General features: G+C 62.4%; 30 protein-coding genes. 15 read left to right on the forward strand and 15 right to left on the reverse strand.

Annotated features, from left to right (window positions below; all coding sequences use genetic code 11):
* Positions 1-20: 20 nt before the first annotated feature.
* A complete protein-coding gene (locus ACYQ1P_RS06035; protein ID WP_460019442.1) occupies positions 21-1280 on the reverse strand; it encodes a Na/Pi cotransporter family protein in 1260 nt (419 codons plus the stop codon).
* A gap of 107 nt (positions 1281-1387) precedes the next feature.
* On the opposite strand from ACYQ1P_RS06035, the gene ACYQ1P_RS06040 reads away from it, so the two are divergent.
* Positions 1388-2488, forward strand: coding sequence for an IS5 family transposase (locus ACYQ1P_RS06040; protein ID WP_460018622.1), 1101 nt, complete (start codon positions 1388-1390; stop codon positions 2486-2488).
* Between the two features lie 18 nt (positions 2489-2506).
* Here ACYQ1P_RS06040 and ACYQ1P_RS06045 read toward each other — a convergent pair whose 3' ends face one another.
* Positions 2507-3163: a Na/Pi symporter gene (locus tag ACYQ1P_RS06045; RefSeq protein ID WP_460019443.1), complete on the reverse strand. Its 657-nt coding sequence runs from the start codon at positions 3161-3163 to the stop codon at positions 2507-2509.
* Between the two features lie 124 nt (positions 3164-3287).
* Between ACYQ1P_RS06045 and ACYQ1P_RS06050 the strand changes: the two genes are divergently transcribed.
* Together ACYQ1P_RS06050 and ACYQ1P_RS06055 are read left to right on the forward strand one after the other, a co-directional pair.
* Positions 3288-6041 carry a helicase-related protein gene (locus ACYQ1P_RS06050; protein ID WP_460019444.1) on the forward strand — a complete coding sequence of 918 codons (2754 nt, stop codon included), beginning with the start codon at positions 3288-3290 and terminating at the stop codon, positions 6039-6041.
* Positions 6038-6430 carry an RNA-binding S4 domain-containing protein gene (locus ACYQ1P_RS06055; protein ID WP_460019445.1) on the forward strand — a complete coding sequence of 131 codons (393 nt, stop codon included), beginning with the start codon at positions 6038-6040 and terminating at the stop codon, positions 6428-6430. The genes ACYQ1P_RS06050 and ACYQ1P_RS06055 overlap by 4 nt, the downstream gene beginning before the upstream one ends.
* Here ACYQ1P_RS06055 and ACYQ1P_RS06060 read toward each other — a convergent pair whose 3' ends face one another.
* Positions 6431-7114, reverse strand: coding sequence for an acylneuraminate cytidylyltransferase family protein (locus ACYQ1P_RS06060; protein ID WP_460019446.1), 684 nt, complete (start codon positions 7112-7114; stop codon positions 6431-6433).
* A gap of 136 nt (positions 7115-7250) precedes the next feature.
* Between ACYQ1P_RS06060 and ACYQ1P_RS06065 the strand changes: the two genes are divergently transcribed.
* Complete coding sequence (locus ACYQ1P_RS06065) at positions 7251-7607, forward strand: DMT family protein (RefSeq protein WP_460019447.1); 357 nt, start codon at positions 7251-7253, stop codon at positions 7605-7607.
* Positions 7608-7613: 6 nt separating this feature from the next.
* On the opposite strand, the gene ACYQ1P_RS06070 is transcribed toward ACYQ1P_RS06065, so the two are convergent.
* Positions 7614-8309, reverse strand: coding sequence for a DUF938 domain-containing protein (locus ACYQ1P_RS06070; RefSeq protein ID WP_460019448.1), 696 nt, complete (start codon positions 8307-8309; stop codon positions 7614-7616).
* On the opposite strand from ACYQ1P_RS06070, the gene ACYQ1P_RS06075 reads away from it, so the two are divergent.
* The 4 genes from ACYQ1P_RS06075 to ACYQ1P_RS06090 all read left to right on the forward strand — a co-directional run bounded on the left by ACYQ1P_RS06075 (position 8308) and on the right by ACYQ1P_RS06090 (position 10818).
* The gene (locus tag ACYQ1P_RS06075) at positions 8308-8754 is read left to right on the forward strand and encodes a tellurite resistance TerB family protein (protein WP_460019449.1); all 447 of its coding nucleotides are present in this window, start codon (positions 8308-8310) and stop codon (positions 8752-8754) included. The genes ACYQ1P_RS06070 and ACYQ1P_RS06075 overlap by 2 nt on opposite strands.
* 29 nt (positions 8755-8783) lie before the next feature.
* Complete coding sequence (fdxA, locus tag ACYQ1P_RS06080; RefSeq protein ID WP_460019450.1) at positions 8784-9122, forward strand: ferredoxin FdxA; 339 nt, start codon at positions 8784-8786, stop codon at positions 9120-9122.
* Between the two features lie 265 nt (positions 9123-9387).
* Entirely contained in the window at positions 9388-9888 is a 501-nt protein-coding gene (locus ACYQ1P_RS06085) for a CarD family transcriptional regulator (protein ID WP_460019451.1), read from the forward strand.
* A gap of 114 nt (positions 9889-10002) precedes the next feature.
* The gene (locus tag ACYQ1P_RS06090) at positions 10003-10818 is read left to right on the forward strand and encodes a hypothetical protein (protein ID WP_460019452.1); all 816 of its coding nucleotides are present in this window, start codon (positions 10003-10005) and stop codon (positions 10816-10818) included.
* A gap of 28 nt (positions 10819-10846) precedes the next feature.
* Here the strand turns inward: ACYQ1P_RS06090 and thpR are convergent, their stop codons facing one another.
* Genes thpR through ACYQ1P_RS06110 form a run of 4 tightly spaced genes read right to left on the reverse strand, consistent with a single transcriptional unit; the run spans position 10847 to position 14235 of the window.
* Entirely contained in the window at positions 10847-11395 is a 549-nt protein-coding gene (gene thpR / locus ACYQ1P_RS06095) for an RNA 2',3'-cyclic phosphodiesterase (protein ID WP_460019453.1), read from the reverse strand.
* A gap of 15 nt (positions 11396-11410) precedes the next feature.
* Positions 11411-12448, reverse strand: coding sequence for an NADP(H)-dependent aldo-keto reductase (locus ACYQ1P_RS06100; RefSeq protein WP_460019454.1), 1038 nt, complete (start codon positions 12446-12448; stop codon positions 11411-11413).
* Positions 12449-12469: 21 nt separating this feature from the next.
* Complete coding sequence (locus ACYQ1P_RS06105) at positions 12470-13588, reverse strand: FIST signal transduction protein (protein WP_460019455.1); 1119 nt, start codon at positions 13586-13588, stop codon at positions 12470-12472.
* The gene (locus tag ACYQ1P_RS06110) at positions 13585-14235 is read right to left on the reverse strand and encodes an arylesterase (protein WP_460019456.1); all 651 of its coding nucleotides are present in this window, start codon (positions 14233-14235) and stop codon (positions 13585-13587) included. The genes ACYQ1P_RS06105 and ACYQ1P_RS06110 overlap by 4 nt, the downstream gene beginning before the upstream one ends.
* 5 nt (positions 14236-14240) lie before the next feature.
* Between ACYQ1P_RS06110 and ACYQ1P_RS06115 the strand changes: the two genes are divergently transcribed.
* The 3 genes from ACYQ1P_RS06115 (at position 14241) to ACYQ1P_RS06125 (ending at position 18337) form a co-directional block, all read left to right on the forward strand.
* A complete protein-coding gene (locus ACYQ1P_RS06115) occupies positions 14241-14942 on the forward strand; it encodes an ABC transporter ATP-binding protein (RefSeq protein ID WP_460019457.1) in 702 nt (233 codons plus the stop codon).
* Positions 14939-17461 (forward strand): ABC transporter permease, encoded by a 2523-nt coding sequence (locus tag ACYQ1P_RS06120; protein WP_460019458.1) that lies wholly within the window; start codon positions 14939-14941, stop codon positions 17459-17461. Before ACYQ1P_RS06115 ends, ACYQ1P_RS06120 begins: the two co-directional genes overlap by 4 nt.
* Positions 17462-17569: 108 nt before the next feature.
* Complete coding sequence (locus ACYQ1P_RS06125; protein WP_460019459.1) at positions 17570-18337, forward strand: Bax inhibitor-1/YccA family protein; 768 nt, start codon at positions 17570-17572, stop codon at positions 18335-18337.
* Between the two features lie 55 nt (positions 18338-18392).
* Here the strand turns inward: ACYQ1P_RS06125 and ACYQ1P_RS06130 are convergent, their stop codons facing one another.
* From ACYQ1P_RS06130 to ACYQ1P_RS06150, 5 genes are all read right to left on the reverse strand, one after another.
* The gene (locus ACYQ1P_RS06130; protein ID WP_460019460.1) at positions 18393-18836 is read right to left on the reverse strand and encodes a CBS domain-containing protein; all 444 of its coding nucleotides are present in this window, start codon (positions 18834-18836) and stop codon (positions 18393-18395) included.
* Between the two features lie 10 nt (positions 18837-18846).
* A complete protein-coding gene (locus ACYQ1P_RS06135) occupies positions 18847-19197 on the reverse strand; it encodes a P-II family nitrogen regulator (RefSeq protein ID WP_460019461.1) in 351 nt (116 codons plus the stop codon).
* The gene (locus tag ACYQ1P_RS06140) at positions 19194-19982 is read right to left on the reverse strand and encodes a DUF1538 domain-containing protein (RefSeq protein WP_460019462.1); all 789 of its coding nucleotides are present in this window, start codon (positions 19980-19982) and stop codon (positions 19194-19196) included. Before ACYQ1P_RS06140 ends, ACYQ1P_RS06135 begins: the two co-directional genes overlap by 4 nt.
* Positions 19982-20716 carry a DUF1538 family protein gene (locus ACYQ1P_RS06145; protein WP_460019463.1) on the reverse strand — a complete coding sequence of 245 codons (735 nt, stop codon included), beginning with the start codon at positions 20714-20716 and terminating at the stop codon, positions 19982-19984. The genes ACYQ1P_RS06140 and ACYQ1P_RS06145 overlap by 1 nt, the downstream gene beginning before the upstream one ends.
* 69 nt (positions 20717-20785) lie before the next feature.
* Positions 20786-21205, reverse strand: coding sequence for a secondary thiamine-phosphate synthase enzyme YjbQ (locus tag ACYQ1P_RS06150; protein ID WP_460019464.1), 420 nt, complete (start codon positions 21203-21205; stop codon positions 20786-20788).
* A gap of 197 nt (positions 21206-21402) precedes the next feature.
* Between ACYQ1P_RS06150 and phaP the strand changes: the two genes are divergently transcribed.
* Positions 21403-21753 (forward strand): TIGR01841 family phasin, encoded by a 351-nt coding sequence (gene phaP / locus ACYQ1P_RS06155; protein WP_460019465.1) that lies wholly within the window; start codon positions 21403-21405, stop codon positions 21751-21753.
* Between the two features lie 74 nt (positions 21754-21827).
* Here the strand turns inward: phaP and ACYQ1P_RS06160 are convergent, their stop codons facing one another.
* The gene (locus ACYQ1P_RS06160) at positions 21828-22208 is read right to left on the reverse strand and encodes a c-type cytochrome (protein ID WP_460019466.1); all 381 of its coding nucleotides are present in this window, start codon (positions 22206-22208) and stop codon (positions 21828-21830) included.
* Between the two features lie 251 nt (positions 22209-22459).
* Between ACYQ1P_RS06160 and ACYQ1P_RS06165 the strand changes: the two genes are divergently transcribed.
* Genes ACYQ1P_RS06165 through ACYQ1P_RS06175 form a run of 3 tightly spaced genes read left to right on the forward strand, consistent with a single transcriptional unit; the run spans position 22460 to position 24219 of the window.
* Positions 22460-22807 (forward strand): hypothetical protein, encoded by a 348-nt coding sequence (locus ACYQ1P_RS06165; RefSeq protein ID WP_460019467.1) that lies wholly within the window; start codon positions 22460-22462, stop codon positions 22805-22807.
* Between the two features lie 4 nt (positions 22808-22811).
* Positions 22812-23414 (forward strand): RNA polymerase sigma factor, encoded by a 603-nt coding sequence (locus tag ACYQ1P_RS06170; RefSeq protein WP_460019468.1) that lies wholly within the window; start codon positions 22812-22814, stop codon positions 23412-23414.
* A gap of 52 nt (positions 23415-23466) precedes the next feature.
* A complete protein-coding gene (locus ACYQ1P_RS06175; RefSeq protein WP_460019469.1) occupies positions 23467-24219 on the forward strand; it encodes a hypothetical protein in 753 nt (250 codons plus the stop codon).
* Here ACYQ1P_RS06175 and ACYQ1P_RS06180 read toward each other — a convergent pair.
* Positions 24216-24920, reverse strand: coding sequence for a M48 family metallopeptidase (locus tag ACYQ1P_RS06180; RefSeq protein WP_460019470.1), 705 nt, complete (start codon positions 24918-24920; stop codon positions 24216-24218). The two genes, ACYQ1P_RS06175 and ACYQ1P_RS06180, sit on opposite strands and share 4 nt — an antisense overlap.
* Positions 24921-24922 lie beyond the last annotated feature (2 nt).

Raw genomic sequence — 24922 nt, forward strand, 5'->3', positions numbered from 1 at the left:
TCACCCCTTATGCGCACCTGTTAGGCCGACACCTGCCGAACCGGTGGTTCCTTGGCCTGAAGCGAAGACACGTCGTCTTCGGTCAGCCTGACCAGTTCCTCGGCGGCACGAATTTCCAGTTCCTTGGAACCGAACACGGCCTTGGCCATCTCGACCAGATTCCAAATCAGGTTCCGAGTATAGCTCAAATCGTTCATCAAGGATGTGGCCATATCGGTGGTGATCTGTTTTTTCTGGATCATCTCATCCAGCGACCCATCGACGATGATATTGTCCTCCTCAATAGCGATTTTATAGCGGTCCAGCGCCAGCACGTCGTGATCCGTATCGGTTTCGATTTCCTGGCTGTGCAGATCCCGCATGAGCTGCACGATCAGGCTTCGAATCTTGTCGTACTCCCGCCGAACATAGATGTTATCCGAGCCGATGAACTCCGCCACATTGGAGCGCATATTCTTGATGTCCTTGACACTTTTTACAATCCCATGGCAGCCGTTGCGCAGTTCGTAGAGCGGGGTCGCGAACTCGTGGGGCAGTTTGGTCTGGGCGCGGCTGATGAATTCCAGAATGTCCCCGTAAAGGGATTTGACCTCGGAATCATAGAGTTCCTCCAGGTCGAATGGAATTGGCTTGCGATGGGCGTCAAGCAATTCCGCCACCGGCTGACCGCCGGTCAGGGCCTTGGGTGGAATGGCCAGACCCTTGGCGATGAGGATCACGCTGTTGTCATAAAGATGCAGGGTTTCACGGCGCACCGATTCCAACAGAGTCTCGGGAAAATCGAACGCGGCGTCGTTGATGTAGCGCGCCTCGGCGGTCTTGCGCACTGGTCGCGGAATGACCCGCTGCAACAGGTTGACCATCGGGCCGACCAGCGGCGTCATGACGATCACCCCGACCAGATTGAAAATGGTGTGGAACACCGCCAGCTTGAGGGCGTAATCGTCCTCGGGAATACCGAATGTCACGGCCACATGATCGACCGCCCAGATAAACGGGCCGATGAAGATGATGGCGATTGCGCCAGTGGTCATATTGAACATCAAATGCGCCCCGGCCAACCGCTTGCCCTGATAATTGGAACTCATGGCCCCGATGATGGCGGTGATGGTGGTGCCGATGTTGGCCCCGATGGCCAGCGCCAGGGCGTTTTCGTAGGTGATTTGACCGGCCGACAGCCCGGTCAGGATCAGCACCAGGGTGGCATGACTGGACTGCATGACCACGGTGGCGAAAATGCCGATGCCGCAGAACGCCAACAATCCGCCCAGACCCGGCATGGCATAGGCGGCCAGATCAATGTTTGATTTAACAGGCTGCGGAAAAACTCTTCCCTTTGACGACCGGGTATGATTCGATTCCTCCTGAAAGCGACAGGGGGGGCGAGATGCGTGGCAGCGACGTTTGGACGGAGAGCCTGTTTTCGTATGTGAGTTGCGAGGCGCGGGTTCCGGCGAGCCATCCGCTCCGACCGATCCGGGCCATCGTCGATGAGGTGCTGGAGGTCCTGTCGACGGATTTCGAGGGGATGTACGCGAAGGTGGGTCGCCCCTCGATCCCGCCGGAGAAGCTGCTCCGTGCCCTGCTGTTGCAAGCCTTCTATTCGATCCGCTCCGAGCGGCAGTTGATGGAGCAGGTCGGCTACAACCTGCTGTTCCGCTGGTTCGTGGGGCTGTCGATGGATGCGCCGGTGTGGGACGTGACGGTGTTCACCAAGAATCGCGACCGGCTGTTGGAAGGCGAGGTGGCGACCAAGTTTCTGTCGGCGGTGGTGGCGCAGGCGCGTGGCCGCGACCTGCTGTCGGACGAGCATTTCTCGGTGGACGGGACGCTGATCGACGCCTGGGCCTCGATGAAGAGCTTCCGGCCCAAGGATGGCGGCGATCCGCCTCCGGGGCCGGGGCGCAACGGCGAACGCGATTTCCGCGGCGAGAAGCGCTCGAACCAGACCCATGCCTCGACCACCGATCCCGACGCCAAGCTGTACCGCAAAGCCAACGGCCAATCCTCGCGCATGGCCTTCATGGGCCACGTGTTGATGGAGAACCGCAACGGCCTGGTGGTCGGCGCCATGGTCACCCGGGCCACCGGCACCGCCGAGCGCGAGGCGGCCCTGTCGCTGGTTGATGGCTTGGCCGCAAAGGGCCGCATCACCCTGGGCGCCGACAAGGCCTACGACGTCCGCGAATTCGTCCGCGATTTGCGGGTCCGCAAGGTCACGCCCCATATCGCCCGGAACGAGCAGGTGACCGAAACCGGTGACGTGCGCCGCCGTAGCGCCATTGATGGCCGCACAACCCGCCATCCCGGCTACGCCATCAGCTTGCGCATCCGCAAGCGGATTGAGGAGGTCTTCGGCTGGGCAAAGACCACCGGAAATTTGCGCAAGACCCGCCACAAGGGCACCGACCGCGTCGACTGGGTCTTCACCCTGACCGCCGCCGCCTACAACCTCGTCAGGCTGCCGAAGTTGATGGCTGCGGCATGACGATACCCGGACTCTGCCTCAAATCGGCAGAGTCCGGGGAAACCGGCCGCAAAAGCGGCCCGCACCCCCTCGCCGAGGCCACTGAATGGCACCGACCGATGGGGAAAGGGGCCGACCTTCCGCGTTTTTCCGCAGCCTGTTAAAGGCCTCGAAACCCTCCTTCATATGGTGAATGCCGAGAAACAGCAGCCCCAACCCGGCAAGAATGTAGCCGACCCCCTTCATGCCCTTTGATTTCTGGAAAATCAAAATCACCCCGAATACCAGCATGGGCATGGCATAGGCGGCGATGTTCACCTTCAACCCGAAACCGGCCACCAGCCAAGCCCCGGTGGTCGTCCCGATATTGGCGCCGAAAATGATCCCGATCCCCGCCGACAGCCAGATCAAGCCCGCGCTGAGAAAGGAAATGGTGATCACCGAGACCAGGGAACTGGATTGCATGATTGTGGTCGTCACGATGCCGAAGCCGATACTTTTCCACATCTTGTCCGTGGTCACCTTGAGCAGCTTTTCCAGCACCCCACCGGTGAAGGCGCGGAACCCCTCTTCGAGCAGCAGCATGCCGAGCAGGAAAATGGCCACCCCGGCGGCAATTTCCTTGAAATCCGGGCTGACCCAAAAGCCCCAGCCCAGAATGATCAGAACCACGGGCAATAAAATGCGCTTCAGCACGACGCCCCCACAGTCAAAAAATGGTAATATAATTGAAACTAAAATGTAACATTGATCCTGGCCGAATCCTACAAGTTTGAACGCCCCGACACGGCGGCAATCTCAGGATTGAGGGGCAAAGCAGATGTTGCATTTCCTGAAACCGGTGGCAAAGTGCGGCCCCATGCAGATTGACACCTCCCAGCACCGGTTGACCGCCTTGCTTGGCCCGACCAACACCGGCAAGACCCACCATGCCATGGAGCGCATGCTCGGCCATGCGGGAGGTATGATCGGCTTTCCGCTGCGGCTGCTGGCCCGTGAAAATTACGAACGGGCGGTGGCGCTCAAGGGCGCGGCGCAGGTTGCCCTCATAACCGGCGAGGAAAAAATCGTCCCGCCCCATCCACGCTATTTCCTGTGCACCGTCGAGGCCATGCCGCTGGATCGGGTGGTACCATTCCTGGCCATCGACGAAATTCAAATGTGCGCTGACCCCGACCGCGGCCATATCTTCACCGACCGGCTGCTGTACGCCCGGGGCACCCAGGAAACCATGTTCATGGGAGCCGACACCATCGCGCCGTTGCTGCGCCGACTGGTGCCCCATGTGGAGATTTCATCGCGGCCGCGCTTTTCCACCCTGCGCTATGCGGGTCCCTGCAAGCTGACCAAAATGCCCCGGCGCAGCGCCATCGTCGCCTTTTCCGCCGCCGAGGTTTATGCCATCGCCGAACTGGTGCGCCGTCAGCGGGGCGGGGCGGCGGTGGTTCTGGGGGCTTTGAGCCCGCGCACTCGAAATGCCCAGGTGGGGCTTTATCAGGCGGGCGAGGTGGAACATCTGGTAGCCACCGACGCTATCGGCATGGGCCTCAATATGGACGTGGATCATGTGGCCTTTGCCCAGGTGCGCAAATTCGACGGACGCATGCCGCGCCACCTGACACCGCCGGAGATGGCGCAGATTGCCGGACGGGCCGGACGTCACATGACCGACGGCAGCTTCGGCGTCACCGATGAGGTGCGCGATCTGGAACCGGAGCTGGTGGAACGGCTGGAGAATCACCGCTTCGACCCCATGCGGGCGATTTTCTGGCGCAATTCGGACCTCCGCACCACATCGGTGGAGGCTCTGCGCCGCTCTTTGGCCCTGCGCCCGGACGAACCGGGGCTGATGCGCGCCCGGCTGGCCGATGACGAACTGGCCCTGACCGCCCTGACCCGCGATGAAGACATTTTGCGCCGGGCGGCTCATCCGGAAGGCGTCCGGCTGCTGTGGGAGGTCTGCCAGATCCCCGATTTCCAGAAGATCATGACCGAATCCCATACCCGGCTGCTGAGCACCATCTTCGGCCATTTGAGCGGCCCCGATCATCGTCTGCCCACCGACTGGGTGGCCGAACAGGTCAGGCGCATCGACCGCACCGATGGCGGCATCGACCATCTGGTGCAGCGCATCGCCCATGTGCGGACCTGGACCTATGTGTCCCATCGCGGCGACTGGCTGGTCGACTCGGCCCATTGGCAGGGCCTGACCCGGCAGGTGGAAGACCGTCTGTCCGACGCCCTGCACGAACGTTTGACCCAGAAATTCGTTGATCGACGCACCTCGGTGCTGTCGCGACGGCTCAAGGACCAGGATATTCTCGATGTCGCGGTGGCCGGAGACGGACGAGTACTTGTCGAAGGCCATTTCGTGGGTAAACTGGACGGATTCCGCTTTCAACCGGATTCCGCCGCCGGGGCGCTGGCCCAACGCACCCTGTCCGGCGCCGCATTGAAAGCCCTCAAAGGAGAGATTGTCAGACGCATGGAACGCCTGGAAAAAGACGAGGACGCTTTCATCGCCCTCCAGCCCGACGGTGTGATTGTTTGGCGCACCATGCCGGTGGCCCGCCTGGCCCGGGGGGACGATCCCCTGCGCCCACGTCTGGAGCCGTTGCCCAGCGCGCTTTTGGAGGCGTCACAGCGGGACCGGCTGCGCGGTCGTCTGGAAACCTGGCTGGCCGCCCATATCGCCGCCAAGCTTGACCCGCTGACCAAGCTGGCCGTGGTGGAATTGCCCCCGGCAGCGCGCGGAGTCGCCTTTCAGGTGGTCGAGCATTTCGGGTCCTTGCCGCGCCGGTTGGCGTCCGACCAGATCAGCGCCCTGGAGCGCGACGACCGCCGGGCTTTGCGCGAGATGGGTCTGCGCATCGGGCGCGAGGCGGTCTATGCGCCGGCGCTGCTCAAACCGGCGGCGGTCAATCTGCGCGCCCTGCTGTGGAATCTGGCGCAGGGCACCGATCACCAGCCGCCGCCCGACGGACGCATGTCGGTGCCGCTGACCGACGGGGTGCCGCATGCCTTCTACGAGGCCATCGGCTATCGGCCCCTGGGGCCGCTGGCGGTGCGCATCGACATGGTCGAGCGGATCGCCGGAAAGGCCTGGGATCTGGCCCAGGAGGGCACCAAGGGGGAATTTGCCATTACCCCCGAACTGCTCTCCCTGGCCGGTTGTTCGGTGGAGGTCATGGCGCAGATTCTCAAGGCCCTGAACTACCGCGCTCGGGAAGTGCAGCCGGAGCCCCCGGCCCCCGCCTCAGATACCGCCGTTGAGACCGAGTCTGCGCCGGAAACTCAGCCCGAAACGCCCGTTGAACCTCCCGCACCCATTCTGCTGTTCCGCTATCAGCGTCCGCGCCCGCCCGCGCCGCCGAAACAACATGCGGACACTGGGACCAGGGAGCCGCGCGACCGGCCCGACCGCAAGCCGCGCCCAGCCAAAAAAGGCCCGCCGCGTGCGGATCACAAGGATCGCAAGCCGAAAAACGAGGCCCGTCCGCCACGCCCGCCCAAGCCGGAACGGCAGCCGGACCCGGATTCACCCTTTGCGGTGCTTAAAGACCTGATCAAGTGACCGAGCCGGGCCTGCGCATCGACAAATGGCTGTGGCAGGCCCGCTTCTTCAAAAGCCGGACCCTGGCCGGAAATTTCTGCGAATCGGGGCGGTTATGGGTCAATGGCAGCCCGATCAAAAAGGCCCATCATCTGTTGCGCCCCGGCGATCTGCTGAGTTTCCCATCCGGCCCGCACCAGCGGGAAATCAAGGTTTTGCTGCTTGGCACCCGGCGTGGCCCGGCGACTGAAGCCCGAACTTTGTACGAGGATCTGGCCCCGCCGCAACCCAAGCCGAAAGCGGACTCCCGTCCCGACATCCCCGGACCGGTCGCCGTGCGTGACCGGGGCAGCGGCCGCCCGACCAAGACCGAACGGCGGGCCCTGGATAAGCTCCGCGAAGAAAGGTGATTACACCTCGCCCTGCTGCAACAGAAAGCGGGCGAAATCCAGTTCCAGGCGGGTATCGATATCCAGCGACTGTTCCGGGGCCATGACGTAGGCCACCGTCTCCGGCCCGACGAAGGTGGCCTGTTGCCGGAACCAGTCCGTTTCCACCACATAGACGGCGCCGTTCAACACATAGACCGGGGGCGTCGGCTCATTGCCCCGTGTCTGGATCACCGGGCGCAGGGTCCCATCCTCGGCCAGACCATACATCCAGGACAGGGATTTTTCGACCCGCCGGACACTCACGGCACTGGAGGCCGCCCGTTGCAGACAAAGTTCCAGGCAACCCTCCACATCCGCCGTACGCCGGAACGGAGACGTCGGTTGCAGGAGCACCACGTAATCAAAGTCCTCGCCCACATGCGCCAGGGCATGCCGCACCACATCGGCGCTGCTGGCGGCCTCGGACGCCAGTTCATCCGGTCGGATGAATGGCACCTCGCAGCCCCACTGCTCGGCCACGGCAATAATCTCCGCATCGTCGGACGATAGAATCAGCCGGTCGATATAGCTTGAATTTTGGGCCGCCTCGATGGTCCAGGCCAGCAACGGTTTGCCGCCAAGATCGAGAATATTCTTGTGTCGCAGCCGCTCCGATTTGCCGCGCGCCGGAATCACCGCCAGAACCGTTTTACCCTCGATCATCTTCCGGCCATCCCTGCCAAGGGAAATTATCCCCTCCGTTACGTCCTCGGGGTCGATTCGCATTTCGCCCGAGGACCCGTTCGGCTACCCTCGGGGCCGAACCAGCGGCTCCCCCATCATTAGGATACAGTATTGAATGTCAATGTTTTCACCCGCAATTCTGCCGATTGTGTTTCTGGTCATCTCCAATACGTTCATGACTTTTGCGTGGTATGGACATCTCAAGTTTACCGACAAGCCGCTGTGGCTTGTGGTGATCGTCAGCTGGTCCATTGCCTTCGTCGAATATTGCTTCGCTGTGCCGGCCAATAGAATGGGACACGCCGTTTATTCGGCGGCCGAGCTCAAGACCCTCCAGGAAGTGGTGACTTTGGTCGTGTTTGCCGCGTTCTCGTTTCTGTATCTCGATGAACGCCTCAACCTCAACCACGCCATTGGATTTACCCTGATCTGCGCCGGAGCCTTTTTTGTGTTCAAGGCGCCCCTTCGGTAACCGGGTTCAATTTTTTCGCAACACCAACGAAAAATTGTTCGAGGGCATGGGGATCTTTTGCACCAGTTCGAGACCGTGGCGGGCCGCTTCGGCTTGGACATCGGCCAGATCTCGCACCCCGAATTCCGGGTTCAGGCTTTTCAGCCATTGTTCGAATTGTTCATTGCTGGGGGCCGTCTGCTGGCCGTCGATCCGGTAGGGTCCATAAAGATAAAGCAGGCCGCCCGCCTGTAAAATCGCGCCCGCCCCGCGCATCAGCCCTTCGGTGCAGGCCCAGGGGCTGATATGCACCATGTTGATGCAGATCACCGCTTCGGCGCTTTCCAGGGGCCACGGCCACCGGGCGACATCCAGCACCAGCGGCGGTTTCACGTTGCCATGGCGGGCCTGGGCGGCCCAGGCGGCGATGCTGGGTGATGCCTCCGGGTCGGCATCGCTGGGTTGCCAGGTCAGGTCGGGAAAATGGTCGGCGAAGTAGGCGGCGTGCTCTCCGGCCCCCGAAGCGATTTCCAACACCCTGCCGGTGGTCGGCAACAGATCCCGCAGCACCTGCAGGATCGGCTCCCGGTTGCGGGCGGTGGACGGGGCGAAGCGGCGCGGGTCCGCAGGGTCGGAGGGCTGTTGCATGTCCCAAATCTGGGGCAGGGGCAGGGGCAATTCAAGGGCTTGAGCCCGCCTGATGGCTGTGATAGGCAGAGCCATGCTTGATCGTCTTCGCCGCCTCTTTGCCGCGCCTGCCAACGACAACGCCGACGGACTGGATATGTCCGAGGCGGTGGCCGCCCTGCTGGTCTATGCCGCCCATGCGGATGGCCAGTTCGAAAGCCGCGAGCGTGAGACCATTTCCCGGTTGCTGTCCCGGCAGTTCGACGTCTCTCCACCCCAGGCTGACGCCTTGATCGCGGCGGCCGAATTGCGGGTCGAGGACTCGGTCGAACTGTATGGCTTCACCCGCGCCGCCAAGGATGTCATGACCCACAAGGAACGTCTTGATTTGATGGAAATGATGTGGGAAGTGGTGCTCGCCGATGGCGTCATCGACGATTTTGAATCCAACTTGATGCGGCGGCTGGCCGGTCTCATTTATGTTTCGGACCGCGAAAGCGGCGAAGCCCGGCAACGCGCCGCCGAACGAATGACCCCTTAATTCCATCCCTGACGCTCTGGAGACCCTGAATGACCTACGTCGTCGTCGAAAACTGTATCAAATGCAAATATCAGGACTGCGTGGAAGTCTGCCCCGTGGATTGTTTTTACGAGGGGGAGAACTTCCTGGTCATCCATCCCGACGAATGTATTGATTGCGGGGTCTGCGAGCCCGAATGCCCGGCCGAAGCCATCGTGCCCGATACCGATGACGGACTGGAGGAATGGCTGGAAATCAACGCCAAGTACGCCGCAATCTGGCCCAATATCGTGCGCAAGGGCGATGCCCCGGCGGACGCCGCCGACTGGGACGGCAAGCCGGATAAAAAAGCCCTGCTCAGCCCCAATCCCGGTGAAGGATCGGAATAAAACACCGACTTTCGGGCCACGGAACCTCCCTCAGTCGTATTTGAGGCCTGTTTTTTCGCCCTATTTTGTGCTATAAGGCTGCCGCCGGTCCCCCTGGGATCGGCGTTGGTTGTTGGGATCTTGGATGGGTTTGTGTGGATTCCGGGGGCAGCCGTTCGACATCACGGCCCAGTTTGCAATGGTCTCGCCGGATTTTCCGGGCGGGAGGGTCATTTGTCGGCTGTCTTGCGTCGATGCACTTGAGTTGAACATTGGAGAATTGACTATGCCGAAGTTGGACTTGGCTTTCACCACGGGTGATTTCGTCGTTTACCCGACCCATGGGGTCGGCAAGGTGCTGGGAATCGCCACCGAGTTGATCGCCGGTTACGAATTGCAGTTGTTCGTTATTTCCTTCGACCAGGAACGCATGACTTTGCGCGTCCCGGTGTCCAAGGCGGGAACTTCCGGCCTGCGTAAGCTGAGTTCGAAAAAGATCATGGATCAGGCGTTGACCACCCTCAAGGGTCGGGCGCGCGTCAAGCGGACCATGTGGAGCCGTCGGGCCCAGGAATACGAGGCCAAGATCAACACCGGTGATCCGGTCTCCATTGCCGAAGTGGTGCGCGACCTGCACCGCAACGTCGGTCAACCGGACCAGTCGTTCAGCGAGCGTCAGATCTATGAGGCGGCCCTCGACCGTTTGGCCTGCGAATTCGCCGCCATCGAGAAAATCGACAAGGACAAGGCGACCGAAAAGCTGGAGCAGGTTCTGACCGCCGCCTGAACCCGGGCCGGGTCAAAAAATAAAAAGACGGTTGTCTCGAGGCAGCCGTCTTTTGTTATGTCCGGCGAAGTGATACACAGGTGCCCTCGGAATTTTCAGGAACAGGACCCAGGCATGGCGGGCAAAATGGGCTCGGAGGCCGATTGGTTTACCCAGCTACCGGCGGAAGGCCGTCGCTGGGCCGTGGGGGCCATTCATAGCGACGTGGACAAGCTGCGCGCCCTGCACGGCGAACTGCGCCGCCGACTGGGCCCGGACGACGGCGTGGTCTATCTGGGCAATTACACCGGCTATGGCCGCGAAGCCATCGAGACCCTCAACGAATTGCTGATGTTCCGCCGCTGGATCATGGCCCGCCCGGGGGCCCAGTGCCGCGACGTGGTGTTCCTGCGCGGCATGCAGGAAGAAATGTGGCACAAGCTGTTGCAGATCCAGATCGCCCCCGATCCGCGCGGCATTCTCATGTGGATGCTCGACCGGGGAATCGGCCCGACCATTCAGGCCTATGGCTCGACGGTCAGCGAGGGTCTCAGCCGCGCCGAAAGCGGCCATCTGGCGCTGGCCCAATGGACCAGCCGCCTGCGCGACGCCCTGCGCCGCCATGACGGCCACAATGCCTTGATGAGCGCCCTGCGTCGGGCCGCCTATACCGCCGATGGTGACATGCTGTTCGTCAACGCGGGCATTGATCCCGACCGCCCCCTGTCGGCCCAGACCGACAGTTTCTGGTGGGGGGCCCGGGGCTTCGATTCGCTGACCACGCCCTATGAGGGATTTGCCCGGCTGGTGCGCGGTTTCGACCCGCGCAACAAGGGCGTTCTATATGGTGACCACAAAGCCTCCATTGATGGCGGCTGTGGCCGTGACGGCAAGCTGATGGCGGTCTGTTTCGCCTCGGCTCATCAGATCGTTGATGAAATCGAAGCCTGAGGACATCGGAAGAGAGCCCGTTCAGCATTCAGATTTCATATGAAATCAACGGATACTCGGCCAGCGGTTCATAGAAAGCGCCCTCGCGGCTCAAGTGGCTGCGAAACAAAGTAAAGCGCGACACCTCGAAGACCTCGGACAGAAATTGCGCATGGCTTTCCAGATACGAGGCCGCCTGATCCAGGGTCAGATTCTTGGATCTTGCCAAGGTGACATGGGGTTTGAACTTGCGCGGCTCCGGCGGCAGGCCTGTCCGCACCACCGCCGATTCGACTTTGCTGAACAGGTGCAGCAGTGGCGAGCTCTTGTCGGTTCCGGCCCACAGGGATTTGACCTTGTCGCGCTTATCGAAGCAGCCCACGCCGGACAGGACCATGGGGAAGCGGGGGGCATAAATGCCCGACAGCGCCGCATCCAGGTCTTCAGCCAGATCGCCATCCACCTCGCCGATGAAGCGCAGGGTCAAATGGAAACTCTGCGGCTGCACCCAGCGCACGCCGGGCACCCCGTGACACAGCCGCGCCAGTGACTCCTGGACCGAAATCGGAAAGGGAATGCCGACAAACAGGCGCAACATGGCGGGGCTCCTGGATTATGGGGCCGGATAGGGGCTTGCGTCGTGGATCGCCTCAATGGCTGAATAAATGTTATCGGACAGAGTGATATCGAAACTGTCTAAATTCATCTTCAGTTGCGCCAAGTTGGTCGCCCCGATGATCGTACTGGTCACGAAGCGTCGGGAATGAACGTAGGCCAGGGACATTTGCGCCGGATCAAATCCATGATCCCGGGCCAGACCCACGTAAGCCGCCGTGTCTCTTTGAGCGCGATCAGATAAATAGCGCCCGAACCGTTCCCACAGGGTACAACGCGCCCCGGCCGGTCGTGCCCCGTTCAGGTATTTTCCTGATAGCACCCCAAAAGCCAGCGGCGAATAGGCCAGCAGACCGCAGTCCTCTCGGATCGCCACTTCGGCCAGCCCGACCTCGAAACTGCGATTGAGTAGGGAATAGGGGTTTTGAATCGACTGCATGCGCGGCAGGCCCAGACTCTCCGCCGTGGCGAGAAATTTCATCAGCCCCCAGGCGGTTTCATTGGACAATCCCAGATGGCGGATTTTCCCTGCCGCCACCTGCTCGGCCAGAATTTCAAGCACCTCGGCAAAGGCCGTAAAATCCTGGCCGTCTTGATGCACGTATCCCAACTGGCCGAAATAATTGGTCGCCCGCTCCGGCCAATGGAGCTGATAAAGATCAATATAATCGCTGCGCAGGCGCTTCAGGGAGGCGTCCAGGGCGGCCACAATATTGGCCCGGTCGAACCGCATTCGGGGTCGGATATGGGCCACGAACTCCCCCGGCCCGGCCACCTTGCTGGCGATGATCAGATTATCCCGACCGCCGCGCGCCGCCAGCCAGGACCCGATATAGGATTCCGTACGCCCCTGAGTTCCGCCACGCGGTGGGACCGGATACATCTCCGCCGTATCAATGAAATTGACCCCATGGTCCAGTGCCATGTCCAATTGGGCATGGGCTTCGGATTCCGTATTCTGTTCGCCGAACGTCATGGTCCCGAGACAGACCCGGCTGACCTGCAAGTCAGTTCGACCCAGTCGCGCATAATTCATTCCGAGCGCCCCCTGTTGCCGCTACAAAAATAGCGTCATCACCCCGGTATAGCCATAGAGACGATTATGTGAAATTTCACCGTTGGCGAAAAAGCCGATCATCGGGATATCGCCCAGAACCTCACGAATCAGCGCGCTTTCGGCCCCCAGTTCGCCGAACATATGCGGCCCCCGGGCCAGACAGGAAACATAAATCGCCCCGCGCGGCGGCCCGGACAGACGCTGTTGCATTTTCTGCAGGGCCTTCAACAGGTCGCTGCGGGCGCTTTGCGGATCGCGGCGCACGAACATTATCCGGTCCCCCGGCTGCACCGTGTCGCCGACGCCGATCCAGCCGCGCGCCGGGTCCACCGCCAACAGATTGCGCACCAGATAATCTCCGGTATCCGAACCTTCCACCGGCAAGGCCACCTGTACGTAACCGGCCAGCCGCGCCAGATCCCGGGACAGCAGTTCGCCCACGTCCTCCTTCAGCACCTCCAGCGCCGGGCGGCCGTCCAATCCCACCACCACGTTGTCCAGACAGTCGGAAATCACATGCGACCCGGCCAGCGGTGCGCAGCCCTGGCTGAGGCCGGTCATCACCGCGACCTCGGGGGCGAACAGAACCCCCGACAGCCCGCCGCCGGTCACCGTGTCGGCAATGGAATAATGGGCCTGCCGGGACGAGGTCAGGCCGCCGACCAGATACAGGTCCAGTTCCTCATCCATGGCGGTGAGAATAGCCGGAATGTCGGCGTTGGTCGGATCGCCATGCACCAGCGCGAAGGTCGGCTGATGATCGCTGATCCAGGACTGGACGGCGGTGGAAAAATCCAGCGATTCCGTGGCGATCGAAGAGAACGGTTGGCAGACGTCCCCCGGCCAGTCGGCGATCATCACGGCCAGGGCGGGCCGGTCGAAGATCTCGGTGCCATTGGCATGAATGCCCCGTCCGAGAGTGCCGGTCCAATGGGCCAGCCCGGTTTTCTGGCGCAAATAGGTCAGAATGCTCCCCAGATCCTCGGCCAGCGCGTCGGTGGCATAGACAAAACCCAGGCAGGCCCCCTCGGGCAGCGGCAGCAGCGCATCCACACAGGCCTTGGCCGCATGGGCCCAGTCATCCTCAATAGCGATGGCGGTCTTGAATGTTGAGGTCATGGGCTCTCCGCGAGTACCTTCTCCATATAGGGAAGCAGTGCCTTCACCACCACCCCCACACCGGCTTCATTGGGGTGTAACCCGTCCTTTTGCAGCAACTCTGGATGGGCCGCCACGCCGTCGAGGAAAAACGGCTGCAACAGAATATCATGCTTGGCCGCCAACCGGGCATAAAGCGGATTGAACTCGGCGGCATAGTCGGGACCGAGATTGGGCGGTGCCAGCATTCCGGCCAGCAGCACCCGCGCTCCCCGTTCCCGGATGATCTGAATGATGGCGTCCAGATTGGCTTCGGTCAGCGCCGGATCGAGCCCGCGCAGCCCGTCGTTGGCCCCCAGTTCGAGCACCACCACCCGGGGCCGGAGCGCCATCAGCCATTCAATGCGGCTCAGACCGCCCGCCGTGGTATCGCCGGATACCCCGGCATTGATGATTTCCACGTCATGGCCGCGCTCCCGGAGCGCCTGTTGCAGACGCCTGGGGTAGGAGGCCTCTTCGGGCAGGCCATACCCGGCGGTCAGGCTGTCGCCCAAAGCCAGAATGCGCAGCGGCTCTTCGGCCAAAGCGTGACTACTTAGCAGCAGAATCATCAGCCCCGCGTTGACAAGGCGGCGGAGCAGGCCATATGCGGAAGGAAAGGGAGCCACCGAACATGATCTCCAAACAAGTGGGACGGGAATCGGACGACGGCGACGCCGTCCGACTGTCGGACATTCATCTTAGCCTGACCAGTGCCGCCGGTCCGGTCAATATCCTTCGTGGCGTCAATTTGACCGTCGCCCGGGGCGAGGCGGCGGGAATTGTCGGTCCGTCGGGCTCCGGCAAGACCACGTTGTTGATGGTCATCGCCGGGCTGGAGCGCCCCACCTCGGGCCGGGTGCGGGTCGCCGGGACCGATCTGGACGGGCTCGACGAGGACGCGCTGGCCCGTTTCCGCCGCCAACAGGTCGGCATCGTGTTTCAGAATTTTCATCTGGTCCCGACCATGACGGCGCTGGAAAATGTCGCCCTGCCGCTGGAATTCGCCGGGATCGACAATGCTTTCGACCGGGCTCGCGACGGCTTGCAGGCGGTCGGTCTGGCGCATCGCTTGAGCCATTATCCGGGTCAGTTGTCGGGCGGCGAGCAGCAGCGGGTCGCCCTGGCCCGTGCCTTCGCCCCCGAACCGGCCTTGCTGCTGGCCGATGAGCCGACCGGCAATCTGGACCACGACACCGGCCAGACGGTGATGGACCTGTTGTTCGATCTCAAGGCGCGGCGCGACACCACCTTGTTGCTGATCACCCATGATTCCGAGTTGGCCCAACGTTGCGGACGCCATATCCAGGTGGCTGACGGACAGGTGACCTCGTGAGCCATTGGGGACTCGCCCTGCGACTGGCCCGACGGGAGTTGCGCGGCGGACTGGCCGGATTCAGGGTGCTCATCGCCTGCCTCGCCCTGGGTGTCGCCGCCATTGCCGGGGTCGGTACCCTTGATGCCGCCCTCAGCGAGGGGCTGCGCGCCGATGCCCGCAAGCTGTTGGGCGGCGATCTTTCGGTCAAGCTGGTGCAGCGCCCGACCACCCCCGATCAACGGGCCGCCCTGGCGGCGGCGGGAACCCTGTCCGAGGTGGTGGAAATGCGGTCCATGGTCCGCCGTTCGGACGGTCAAGGCCGCCGCTCGCTGATCGAATTGAAAGCGGTGGACGGGGCCTATCCCCTGGTCGATTCGGTGACCCTGGAGGGCGGGGCGTCCCTGGCCGAGGCCCTGGCCCGGCGCGGTGGTCATTGGGGAGCGGTGATCGATTCCAATCTGCGCGTCCGCCTGGATTTGAAAATCGGCGATCTGGTGCGGATCGGGGCGGCAGAATTCGAGATTCGCGACGTCATCCAACGCGAGCCCGACCGGGTAGCCAGCGTGTTTTCCTTCGGCCCCCGGCTGATGATCGCCATGGACGGCCTGCAAAGCACCGGGCTGATCGTCCCCGGCTCCCAGATTCGCTATCTGACCCGCCTTTTGCTGCCGCCGGGCGGTGACGGGGGGCGGGTGATCGCCGACCTGGAGGCGCGGTTTCCCGACGCCGGATGGGATCTGCGCGGCACCGACGAGGCCGCACCGGGCATTTCCCGGTTCATCGAACGCATGGCGCTGTTTCTGTCTTTTGCCGGGCTGACTGCGTTGCTGGTCGGCGGCATCGGGGTAAGCAACGCGGTGACCGCCTATATGGACGGACGGGCCACCACCATCGCCACCCTGAAGTGCCTGGGCGCTTCGGCGCGGCTGGTGTTCCGCATCTATATGGCGCAGGTGCTGGTTTTGGCCGCCGGGGCGATTGCCCTGGGACTGCTCATCGGGGCGCTGGTGCCGCAGGTCGCCGCCTGGGCGCTGGACGGTCGCCTGCCGGTGCGCATCGTGCCCGGTCTGTATGGCAGCGAATTGGCGCTGGCTGCCCTGTTCGGCCTGTTGACCGCTGTCACTTTCGCCGTCTGGCCGCTGGCCCGGGCGCGCGGTCTGCCCGGCGGGGCCTTGTTCCGCGACACGGTGGCCCCGGCGACGGGCCGCATTCCCTGGGCCGACAAGATCCAGGTGGCGCTGGGCGGGGTGACGCTGGCCGGGCTCACCATCGCCACCGCGCCGCGCCGGGATTTCGCCTTGTGGTTCGTCATCGGGGCCGCCTTGACCTTGCTGTTGCTGCGCGGGGCGGCCTGGGGGATCGCCGCTCTGGCCCGCCGCCTCCATCCCCGTCGCCCCAGTTGGCGGCAGGCGCTGGCCAATCTGCACCGACCCGGCGCGGCCACGGCCAGCGTGGTGGTGTCCCTCGGTCTGGGGCTTACTGTTCTGGTCGCCGTCGGATTGATCGAGGGCAACCTGCGCCAGCAAATCGAACAGCGCCTGCCCGAACGCGCCCCCTCGTTCTTTTTCATCGACATCCAGCCCGATCAGGTGGCCGACTTCGACCGATTGGTGGCCTCCCATGCGGGCACCTCCGACCTGCAACGGGTGCCCTCGGTACGCGGTCGCATCGTCGAGATTGCCGGACGCCCGGTGGATCAGGTGGAAGTCGCCCCGGACAGTCAATGGGCCATTCGCGGTGACCGGGCCCTGACCTATGCCGCCCAACCCTCGCCCGACGCCAAGATTATTGACGGCCAATGGTGGCCCGCCGACTACCAGGGCGATCCGCAGATCAGCCTCGACTCCGGATTGGCCCGCGGCTTCGGAGTCGGGATCGGTGATACCCTGACCCTTAACGTGTTGGGACGGCGCATCACCGGCACTATTACCAGCCTGCGTCGCATCAACTGGCGTTCGCTGCGCTTCGATTTCGCACTGATTTTATCGCCGGGCCTGCTGGAAGACGCCCCTCACGCCCATATTGCCGCCGCCCATGTCACCCCGGATCAGGAGGAAAGCCTGGAACGGGCGGTCGCCGATGGCTTCCCCAATGTCTCGGCCATCCGGGTGCGCGAGGCCCTTGATGCGGTCAGCGCCATTCTGCAAGGCATCTCTCAGGCGGTGCGGGCCATCGCCGCCGTCACCGTGCTGGCCGGTATGCTGGTGTTGGCCGGGGCCATCGCGGCGGGCCGCACCCGGCGCTTGCAAGACGCGGTGCTGTTCAAGGTCCTGGGGGCCACTCGGGGCATGATCCTGCGCGGCTTCCTGCTCGAATACGGGTTGCTCGGGCTGACCACCGCCCTGATTGCCGCCGCCGTCGGCAGCGCCGTCGCCTGGGCGGTGATCGTGCATCTGATGAACTCGGAATGGGTCTTCCTACCCGCTGTTGTCGTTCTGACCACCGCCCTGAGCCTCGCCGTCACCATCGGTCTGGGTTTCATGGGCACCTGGCGGGTGCTGGGCGAAAAAGCGGCACCGCATTTGCGGAATGAGTGAGCTGCCCCAAAAAGGACACAATCTCACCACGGTCCCACCATTGATTTTTCCACGGGTCCTGCCATATTAATCGCAGGACGAAACAACTTCTTCGGAGTGAGGAATCCCATGGCTTTCAATCAGAACGACCGGTTCCAGGGGCGCAGTCGTGCCGAACATATGAGCCCCGCTGAGGCCCATGCCGCCGGGATTGATGTCGGCCTGCGCAAGTACATGCTCAGTGTTTACAACTACATGGCCGGGGGCGTCGCGCTGACCGGGGCGGTGGCCTATCTGGCCGCCAACACCCCGGCGATCCTCAACCTGCTCTATTCGGTGGGTGCCGATGGGCGGGTCGGCCCGTCCGGACTCGGGTATCTGGTGATGTTTGCGCCGCTGGCCTTCATCCTGGTGATGAATTTCGGCCTCAATAAAATGAGCGCCTCGACCCTGCAAATGGTGTTCTGGGCCTTTGCCGCCACCATGGGCCTGTCCCTGTCGCATATTTTCCTGACCTATACCGGGGTCAGCATCACCCGCGTGTTCTTCATCTCGGCGGCCTCCTTCGCTGGCTTGAGCCTCTATGGCTACACCACGAAAAAGGACTTGTCCGGCTTCGGCTCGTTCCTGATCATGGGGCTGATTGGCATCATCATTGCTAGCATCGTCAATATCTTCCTGGCCAGTTCCGCCCTGCAATTCGTCATTTCGGTGGTCGGTGTGCTGGTGTTCGCGGGCCTGACCGCCTACGACACCCAGAAGATCAAGTCGATCTATTCGATCACCGATGGGGCCGAGGTGATGGCCAAGAAGTCGATCATGGGCGCGGTGAACCTGTATCTGGACTTCGTCAACCTGTTCATGATGCTGCTGCAGCTGTTCGGCAATCGCGAGTAACCCAGCCGCACAACAATCAAAACCCCCGAGGGTCCGCCTTCGGGGGTTTTTAATTTCAGGGCGCGTCCGCTGTCCCTGACGCCGGTTCCTGCGAGACCGCTTCCCGGTTCTGGTCGGGACGGAACACCATGTCGCGCAGGGTGACGATGCCCAGCGGTTCCCGTTGCGGGTCCAGCACCATGGCCCGCGAAACGCCGAACTTGGTCAACAGCCGCATGGCATAGCGGATATCCATGTCCCCATGCACGGTGATCACCGGCTTGCTCATGACCTCGTAGACATTGACCCGCTCCGGTGCCCGATCCTCGGCCATCACCTTGCTGGCGATGTCGCTGACCGAGATCAGCCCGTATTCATCGTTGCGATCCCGCCGCTCCACGGCCAGCGAACCGGCCCCGTTGGCCCGCATCATGTCGATGGCATCCTGTACCGTCGCGGTGCGGGCAATCTTGTTGATCACGTGGGTCATGACATCTTTCACTCGGACAAGGTCGGTCATCACGCGCTCCTTAGATCTTGCTGTCGACTTCTTCAAGCAGGGTCGGCAACTGGGTTTTCAGACCCACCGCATCAGCGATGGCCATTTCGAAGGCAATTCCGGCCCCCGGCTCCGTATCAAAATCCCCCGCCTCGGCAATGGCTTCGAGAATAGGCCGGGCCAGGGGCTCGGCCACCAGGAACAGCACCAGATCCCGCTGGGAAGCCAGATCCAGGCCGAGAAAGGTCTTTTCCGGCTCCAGCCCCTCGCCCCGCGCGCCGTTGAGCACCGTGGCCCCGGTCGCCCCGGCCTGACGGGCCGCCTCCATGATTTTGCTGGTCTTGGTATCGTTCACCAAGGCGATGATCATCCGGAGATTCATGTCTCATCCTCTTCCGTGGTTTTTCGTTCGTGCCGTTTCGCCAACCAGTCGGTCAATTGCGCATAACCCATGACGGTCATCATGGGGAACAGGCTGGCGAAGGCGATCAATCCAAATCCATCCACCAAGGGGCTGCGGCCCGGAACGCTGGCGGCCAAGCCCAGACCCAACGCCGTCACCACGGGAACGGTGACCGTCGAGGTGGTCACGCCACCGGAATCGTAAGCCAGCGGGATGATGAACCGGGAGGCCCGCAGGGTCTGCAAAATCACCACGACATAGCCTGCCATGATGTACCAATGCAAGGGCGTTCCCGTGACAATGCGAAAGGTGCCCAGGGAAACCCCGACCGCCACCCCCAGCGCCACCGCCATGCGCAGCCCGAACGCCTTGAGGGTGCCACCGGAAATCTGTTCCGCCTTCAGGGACACGGCGATCAGCGCCGGTTCCGCCACGGTGGTGGCGAATCCGACGGCGAATCCGAATATGTAGATCCACATGTAATCCTGCCAACCGGCCAGGGAGAGATCTTTCAGCCCCAGAAAGGCCGGATCGGTCAACTGTTCCGCCATGGCCCGTCCGATGGGAAACAGCGCCTCCTCCAATCCCACCAGGAACAGCGCCAGTCCGATGATGACATAGACGAATCCGCCCAGAATCCGCCCCAGGTTGGCGGGCACCTTGCGGATCACGGCAATCTGAAACACAAACAGAATGATCGCGATCGGCAACACATCCAGGATGGTCGCCCACAAAATATCAGCCAGGAGCAGAAACTGTCCCATCACAGAATCATCCCGTAGGCCAGGACGAAGATCATCGGCGTCAGGCTGGCGAAGGCGATCAGCCCGAAACCGTCGATCAACGGATTGCGGCCCTTGATCACGCTGGCCAGACCGACCCCCAGCGCGGTCACCAGGGGCACCGTGATGGTCGAGGTGGTCACACCGCCGGAATCATAGGCCACGCCGATGATCTCTTTGGGGGCAAAAAACGTCATCACCACCACGATCAGATAGCCGCCGATGATCAAATATTGCATCGGCCATCCCTTGATGATGCGGAACACCCCAAGCACCAGGGCCGCTCCCACTGACAGGGCGACGGTGAGTCGCAGTCCCAGGGCATAACTGTCCATGGCCTGGGCGCTGTCTTCGATGGCCTGCGCCTTGGCGGCGACCCGGGCCGCCTCCTGGGCGACGGCGGTCAGCGCCGGTTCCGCCGCCGTGGTGCCGAATCCGAGACAGAAGGCGAAGGCCAACAGGGCCGACAGGCTGCCTTTTTTGGCAAAGGCCTTGGCCATCGCCTCGCCGAGCGGAAATAAACCCTGCTCCAGCCCCTGCACGAACAAGGCCAGTCCGAGCACCACCAGCAGCAGACCGATCACGGTCTGCAACAAATTGGGAAAAGGTTGTTGGACCACCACGACCTGAAAAAAGGCGATAACCAGAATAATCGGCGCCAAATCCCGGATGGCGTCCACGATCAGTCTGGAAAATCGGGTCAGGAAAAACGTCATGGCCTCCCGACGGGTTGGTTTATTTAAGTATAATCAAAAGGATGAGGAGACGTCCAGCCCGGGACGCCCTCAATCCCCCAGCAGGTGCAGGACCACTTGGCGCTGGTGCGGGCGGGCCCGATGCTCGAACACATACAGCCCCTGCCAGGTGCCGAACAGCGCCCGCCTTCCGGCTACCGGCACGCTCACCGAGGTATTCGTCAGGGCACATTTGATATGGGCCGGCATATCGTCGGGACCCTCGTTCTGATGGGTGAACCAGGGCTGGTTTTCCGGCACCAGACGGCAAAAAAACTGGTCCAGGTCCCGCTGCACCGCCGGATCGGCATTTTCCTGAATGGTCAGACTGGCCGAGGTATGGCGGATGTAGACGGTCAGCAGGCCGTTTTGAAACCCGCTGTCGTGAATCCAGCGCTGCACCTGGACGGTGATTTCATGCAGTCCCCGTCCGCCGGTAGAAACATCGAGATATGTCTGAATCTGTCGCATGAATTTTGTTTAGCATGATTTACCCATCGGGGGCCAGATTCTCTGTTATGCTGCACTGCACAATAACCCTTGACATCAGGCTTTATAAGGTCTAAAAAGGAATTCTATGTTGCAGTGCAGCATGGTGCTGTACTGGGTTTCAGGGGTGCCTTCGGGGTCCCTGCGACAGAATCGCTTAACGAGAAAGGATTCATCCCATGTTGACCAAATACGAAGATTTCGTGGCCTTTTCCAAGGCCTATGCCGAAGCCGTGACCGCGTCCAGCGCCGCCGCCAAGGCCGGTGCCGAGGCGATCACCAAGAGCCTGATCGACCTGACCAACGCCGGTGTGGCCCGGACCGTGGCCCAGACCAAGGCCCTGAGCGGTCTGAAAACGCCGGAAGCACTGATCAAGGCGCAGACCAAATTCGCCACCGAGAGCCTCGATCAGGCCTATCTGGACGGCAAGGCCCTGGCTGATCTGAGCGGCAAGGTCGCCCAGGACGTGAGCGCCCCGCTGGCCGAACATGTGAAGTCGGTCTGGGCGCTGTTCCCCAAAGCGGCCTGAACCGCTCCCCATCGGGCATAAAAAAACCGCCGGAGTGATCCGGCGGTTTTTCGTAGCGTCGAAACGCAAACAGATTACTTGGACTCTTCTTCGATGTAGGCGATCACATCGGCAATATCGTCGTCTTTCTTCAGGCCCGGGAAAGCCATCTTGTTGCCCGGTACGAAGGCCTTCGGGTCCTTCAGGTATTCGGCGATGGTCGCTTCGTCCCAGGTCTTCCCGGCGGCCTTCATGGCATCGGAATACTTGAAATCGTCGATGGAAGCGGAAGCGCGACCGACCACGCCGTACAGCGACGGACCAACCTTGTTCTTGCCTTGCTTGACTTCATGGCAGGCTTTGCACTTCTTGAAAACCTTCTTGCCGTTCTTCAGATCGGCGGCATTGGCGCTGCCAACGGCCAGGACAGTGGCGAAGGCCGCGAGGCCGAGGGTCAGAGTGTGGGTCAACTTCATCATGCTTCTCCGTAATTGCTGGCTTGGAACATTTCCTTTGCGCCGTGGGCCGGGAATGGGTCTTCCGCCATCCCAAAAAGGCGTTTGCAAAGGATATGTAACGGATTCATCAGAAAGGTTCCAGTGTTGCCTAAAATTTTTTTATTTTCCGGCCTCGGCGGTCTACAATTGCCGTTTGGGAACCTCATGCCCCTGTTTGGGCACTCATATGCAAGCTTTACAGCCTCTGAAACCCTGAAAGCAGGTCCATCGTGTCGAATCTCAGCCTTTTTGCTTTGGTGTTGATCCTCCTCGGTGGCCTTGTCCCCACCGGGGCGCGGGCCTTTTGCATCGTCAATCAGACGGACGTTCCTCTGCACGCCGAATCCCTTGGCAGCGACGGATTCGCCGTCGATATTCCGGCCGCAGACCGGGCCTGCTGCGCCGCCGGTCAATGCACGGCCCCCACCACCCTGCTGGTGGTCAGCGGCTATGTGCCGGTCACCGAAGGTCGCCCCGGCTGGCAGGCAGAGTGCCGGGCCCGCATTGCCCCTGGCGGCCAAGTAACGGTCATCGGCACATTGAAAAAAATTACCTGTAACGTCGGGGGTGGTTCCTGATCGGATGACTCCCGGCTCGCACGCTTTTCCAGGCCCGCCCAACGACCCGGATGGCCCTTTGGTTGCTGCCGCCCTATCCGGCGACGGTCGGGCCTTTGGTCGGCTGATGGAACGCCTGCGCGACCGGGTTTTCCACTTCGTGCTGCGCAAGGTCAATAACGGCCAGGACGCCGAGGACCTGACCCAGGACACGTTCCTGGAGGTCTATCGCAAACTGCATAATTATCGCGGTGAGTCGCGCTTTTCCACCTGGGTGCTGGGGGTTGCCCTGAATCTCAGCCGCAACCATGTCACCCGCCGACCCGAGCGCCGCTATCGCATGGAATCCACCGATGAACTGGGCGATATGGTCGATGGGACCGCCGGGCCTCACGAGCAGGCCCGCTCCAACGCTTTTGCCCAAGCCGTCCGACAAGGCATGGCGATGCTCAGCGAGGAGGCGCGCGAAGCTTTGCAGCTGGTGACCCTGGAAGAGCTGGATTACAAGGAGGCGGCGGAAATTGCCGGGGTGCCCATCGGCACCCTGAAAACCCGCGTCTTCCGTGCCCGCAAGGCCCTGCGCGAAGCGTTGCGCGATGCCGGGCAGGAGGATTTTCTCGCCCCATGAAACTTTTTGACGCCGCTTGCCCACTCAGGATCATGGAGAAGGACCACGCCCCATGACTCCCATTGACGACGCCACCGAGGAATTGCTCAGTCGCGGCCTCGACGCCGACCTGGATCGGGCCGAGATGCGCCAGCTATACCGGGTGGCGGCGCAGAATCCCGACGTGCCCCGGGAGATGGGGGAACTGGCCGGTCTCGAAGCGGGCATGCAGGCCGCCGATGCCCCTTTGCGGGCGGTCCGCCCGTCGCCCGCCCTGGCGGCCAATCTGGAGCGCCTGTTGACCCGCCGACCGGCACCGGCATCCCTGTGGCACTGGCTGCATATCCCACGCAGCTTCTCCTTCCAACCGTTGTCCTTTGCCGGAGGCGCTGCCCTGGCGGCGCTGTTGGTCGTGCTGGCCACCCCCCTGGTCACCCAATATGCCCCCGGCTTCCAGCGCCTCAACATCAACAACATGAAATTCGTCGATGCCCAGACGGACCTGGATTGGACCTATCAGTTCCTGCTGCATCCGGGGCAGTCCACCCGCGTCACCCTGGACCTGGGGGATACCCGGCCGGTCCAGTTGCAGTTCGAGGCGCCCCGCCCGACGCCGCTGACCATCGTCCATCAGGCCCCCGGCCTGCGCCCGGACACCGAACGGCGGTTGACTATCGACGGCATCATGTACGCCTCGCTCCGCGACCCGCGGCCCGGCGATGTGGTCGAACTGCGCAATGACGGTCAAGTGCCGGTGCTGGTCTATGCCTATACCAACGGCTACGGCGGGTCCTGGGTCAGTGCCAAGGACGACCGGTCGCTTTAACCGTAAAGATGTAAGTCCCGTCCATGCCGTTTGAGCCAGGCGCGGCCCGAAGTCGCGTGCTCGGTCAGCCGAGCTACCAGGGCATGAAAGCGCGGCCCATGGTCGCGAATGGACAGATGGGCCACCTCGTGGGCAACCACGTAATCGAGCACCGCCTCGGGGGCCAGAATCAGCCGCCAGGAAAACGACAAATTGCCGTTATGGGCACAGGACCCCCAGCGTGACCGTGGGTCACGCAGGGTAATACGGCCATGGGAACGGCCCAGATCGGCGCAAATGGAGGCGGCGCGGGTGGTGATGTCCCGCCGCGCCTCGGCCCGCAGCCAGTCGTGCAGCCGTCGCGACAGGTGGGCCGCATCTCCGGCCACATGGATTTCCTGGGCTTCCGCTAGACACCAGACACTGCCCCGCGCCCCGGGCCGGTGACAGAGCCGATGCGGTTCGCCGCGCAAGGGAATTTCCGCGCCATCGACAAACGGGCGGGGCGATGGGCGGCGAGTCAGGTGATCCAGAATCCAGCCGCCCTTGCTCTCGGCGAAGTGCTTGGCCTGGGCCAGGGGCACCCCGGCGGGCAGGGTGAGCAACACCCCGTCCCCCTGCGGATCGAGGCGCAGGATCATCCGTCGGGCACGTTTGTGACGGCGGATGCGCAACGGCACCGCCCGGCCATCGAGATCGAGCAGGCAGCAACCGTCGTCCATGA

The sequence above is a fragment of the Magnetospira thiophila genome, assembly GCF_054657015.1.

What these genes read in the sequence shown, in the direction of transcription:
- ACYQ1P_RS06105 (WP_460019455.1), bottom strand. Translation starts at nt 13,588, where the DNA reads ATGACCTCAACATTCAAGACCGCCATCGCTATTGAGGATGACTGGGCC.
- ACYQ1P_RS06180 (WP_460019470.1), bottom strand. Translation starts at nt 24,920, where the DNA reads ATGGACGACGGTTGCTGCCTGCTCGATCTCGATGGCCGGGCGGTGCCG.
- ACYQ1P_RS06060 (WP_460019446.1), bottom strand. Translation starts at nt 7,114, where the DNA reads ATGATCGAGGGTAAAACGGTTCTGGCGGTGATTCCGGCGCGCGGCAAA.
- ACYQ1P_RS06125 (WP_460019459.1), top strand. Translation starts at nt 17,570, where the DNA reads ATGGCTTTCAATCAGAACGACCGGTTCCAGGGGCGCAGTCGTGCCGAA.
- ACYQ1P_RS06085 (WP_460019451.1), top strand. Translation starts at nt 9,388, where the DNA reads ATGCCGAAGTTGGACTTGGCTTTCACCACGGGTGATTTCGTCGTTTAC.
- ACYQ1P_RS06070 (WP_460019448.1), bottom strand. Translation starts at nt 8,309, where the DNA reads ATGGCTCTGCCTATCACAGCCATCAGGCGGGCTCAAGCCCTTGAATTG.
- ACYQ1P_RS06170 (WP_460019468.1), top strand. Translation starts at nt 22,812, where the DNA reads ATGACTCCCGGCTCGCACGCTTTTCCAGGCCCGCCCAACGACCCGGAT.
- ACYQ1P_RS06075 (WP_460019449.1), top strand. Translation starts at nt 8,308, where the DNA reads ATGCTTGATCGTCTTCGCCGCCTCTTTGCCGCGCCTGCCAACGACAAC.
- ACYQ1P_RS06130 (WP_460019460.1), bottom strand. Translation starts at nt 18,836, where the DNA reads ATGACCGACCTTGTCCGAGTGAAAGATGTCATGACCCACGTGATCAAC.
- ACYQ1P_RS06090 (WP_460019452.1), top strand. Translation starts at nt 10,003, where the DNA reads ATGGCGGGCAAAATGGGCTCGGAGGCCGATTGGTTTACCCAGCTACCG.
- ACYQ1P_RS06040 (WP_460018622.1), top strand. Translation starts at nt 1,388, where the DNA reads ATGCGTGGCAGCGACGTTTGGACGGAGAGCCTGTTTTCGTATGTGAGT.
- ACYQ1P_RS06160 (WP_460019466.1), bottom strand. Translation starts at nt 22,208, where the DNA reads ATGAAGTTGACCCACACTCTGACCCTCGGCCTCGCGGCCTTCGCCACT.
- phaP (WP_460019465.1), top strand. Translation starts at nt 21,403, where the DNA reads ATGTTGACCAAATACGAAGATTTCGTGGCCTTTTCCAAGGCCTATGCC.
- fdxA (WP_460019450.1), top strand. Translation starts at nt 8,784, where the DNA reads ATGACCTACGTCGTCGTCGAAAACTGTATCAAATGCAAATATCAGGAC.
- ACYQ1P_RS06140 (WP_460019462.1), bottom strand. Translation starts at nt 19,982, where the DNA reads ATGGGACAGTTTCTGCTCCTGGCTGATATTTTGTGGGCGACCATCCTG.
- ACYQ1P_RS06150 (WP_460019464.1), bottom strand. Translation starts at nt 21,205, where the DNA reads ATGCGACAGATTCAGACATATCTCGATGTTTCTACCGGCGGACGGGGA.
- ACYQ1P_RS06050 (WP_460019444.1), top strand. Translation starts at nt 3,288, where the DNA reads ATGTTGCATTTCCTGAAACCGGTGGCAAAGTGCGGCCCCATGCAGATT.
- ACYQ1P_RS06115 (WP_460019457.1), top strand. Translation starts at nt 14,241, where the DNA reads ATGATCTCCAAACAAGTGGGACGGGAATCGGACGACGGCGACGCCGTC.
- ACYQ1P_RS06035 (WP_460019442.1), bottom strand. Translation starts at nt 1,280, where the DNA reads ATGCCGGGTCTGGGCGGATTGTTGGCGTTCTGCGGCATCGGCATTTTC.
- ACYQ1P_RS06175 (WP_460019469.1), top strand. Translation starts at nt 23,467, where the DNA reads ATGACTCCCATTGACGACGCCACCGAGGAATTGCTCAGTCGCGGCCTC.
- ACYQ1P_RS06145 (WP_460019463.1), bottom strand. Translation starts at nt 20,716, where the DNA reads ATGACGTTTTTCCTGACCCGATTTTCCAGACTGATCGTGGACGCCATC.
- ACYQ1P_RS06100 (WP_460019454.1), bottom strand. Translation starts at nt 12,448, where the DNA reads ATGAATTATGCGCGACTGGGTCGAACTGACTTGCAGGTCAGCCGGGTC.
- ACYQ1P_RS06135 (WP_460019461.1), bottom strand. Translation starts at nt 19,197, where the DNA reads ATGAATCTCCGGATGATCATCGCCTTGGTGAACGATACCAAGACCAGC.
- thpR (WP_460019453.1), bottom strand. Translation starts at nt 11,395, where the DNA reads ATGTTGCGCCTGTTTGTCGGCATTCCCTTTCCGATTTCGGTCCAGGAG.
- ACYQ1P_RS06065 (WP_460019447.1), top strand. Translation starts at nt 7,251, where the DNA reads ATGTCAATGTTTTCACCCGCAATTCTGCCGATTGTGTTTCTGGTCATC.